This window comes from Streptomyces sulfonofaciens (assembly GCF_014656295.1).
Classification (GTDB): domain Bacteria; phylum Actinomycetota; class Actinomycetes; order Streptomycetales; family Streptomycetaceae; genus Streptomyces; species Streptomyces sulfonofaciens.
In genome coordinates, this window is record NZ_BNCD01000065.1 from 1 (window position 1) to 1,641 (window position 1,641).

Below are 1,641 nucleotides of genomic sequence, written 5' to 3' on the forward strand. Positions count from 1 at the left end.
CACCATCCTCGACACCGTCCTGCTCCCCGGCACCGCCTTCGTCGAACTCGCCCTGCACGCCGCCGCACACACCGGCGGCGACCGCGTGGCGGACCTGACACTGGAGGCGCCGCTGGTCGTGCCGGGGCGCGGTGCGGTCCAGGTGCAGGCGGCGGTGGGCACGCCGGACGGGTCGGGACGGCGTTCGTTCGCCCTGCACTCCCGGCCGGTGGCCCCGGACGCGGACGGTCCCGCGTGGACGCGGCACGCGACCGGCACCCTGGCGGGCGCCGAGGAACCGGGCGCGGAGCCCGCGAGTGCCGCGGGTCTCGGCGGCGACTGGGTCCCCGCGGGTGCGGAGGCCGTGGACGTCACGTTGCTCCACGAGCGGCTGACGGAGCTGGGGCTCGGCTACGGGCCGCTGTTCCAGGGCCTGTACGCGGCGTGGCGGCACGGTGCTCAGGTGTACGCGGAGGTGCGTCTTCCCGAGGCCGCCGACGCCGGGGGGTTCGCCCTGCACCCGGCACTGCTGGACGCGGCGCTCCATCCGGTGGCCCTGGGCACCGGCCCGGAGGCCAGCCCGGGCGCCGCGCGGAGCACTGGACAGAACGCCGAGCAGGACGGAGAGCAAGGCGGAGGGGAGCCGATCCGGCTGCCGTTCTCCTGGTCCGGGGTCACGCTGCACGCGACCGGCGCGACCCGACTGCGTGTCCTGCTGTCGCCCGCGGGTCCGGACGCGGTCCGGCTGGCGGTCGCGGACCCGGACGGCGCCCCGGTGCTGACCGTCGACTCCCTGACGGTGCGTCCTGTCGACCGTGGGCAGGTGGGGGCCGGGCGTGCCGGGCTCCGCAACTCGCTCTTCTCGGTCGACTGGGCCGTCCTGCCGGCAGACGGGACGGCGGGTGCCACGACGGCCGGCCGGTGGGCGGTACTCGGAGCGGCGGCGGACCTCGTCGCCGCGCGGTCCGCGGCGGTCGACTCCACCGCCGTGTCCGACGTGCACCCGGACCTGGCGGCCCTGTCCCGCGCGGTGGCCGGTGGCGCGGCCGTGCCCGACGTGGTGCTGGCCGCGGAGGGCACCGTCGGCACGGGGGCCGGTCCCGGCACGGAGCCTCCCGTGGACACCGCCGCACGGGCGCGCGCGAGCACCCACCGGGTCCTCGCGCTGTTGCAGGGCTTCCTCACCGACGACGCGCTCGCCGCGGCACGCCTGGTCGTCGTCACCCGTGGCGCGGTCGCGGCCGGCGACGACGACGGCGTGTCCGACCTGGCCGCGTCGGCGGTGTGGGGTCTGGTGCGCTCCGCGCAGGCGGAGCACCCGGACCGTATCGTGCTGGTCGACCTCGACGCCTCGGACGTCGCGAACGCCGGGGGCACCTCGAACGCCTCGGACGCCTCTAAGGCCTCGGGCACCTCGGGCACCTCCAACAGCACTGGCGGCGCCGGGGGCGCGGGAACGGGCACGGGCCGCCCGTTGCCGTCCGATCCGCTGACCGCGGCCGTGGCCTGCGGTGAACCGCAACTTGCCGTGCGCGCGGGAGAACTGCGCGTGCCGCGGCTGGTGCCGGCGGAGGTGCCCGCCTCTGGCCCGTCCGGCGCGGACGCCGTGCGGCTCGACCCCGACGGCACGGTCCTGATCACCGGCGGCACGGGCACCCTGGG

Annotated in this window: 1 protein-coding gene; it reads left to right on the forward strand. The window is 77.5% G+C overall.

Annotation, left to right across the window (positions count from 1 at the left end):
• Window positions 1-1,641, forward strand: a 1,641-nt coding sequence (locus tag IE313_RS34570; protein WP_189939332.1) for a SpnB-like Rossmann fold domain-containing protein, incomplete at both ends; no start/stop codon positions are given.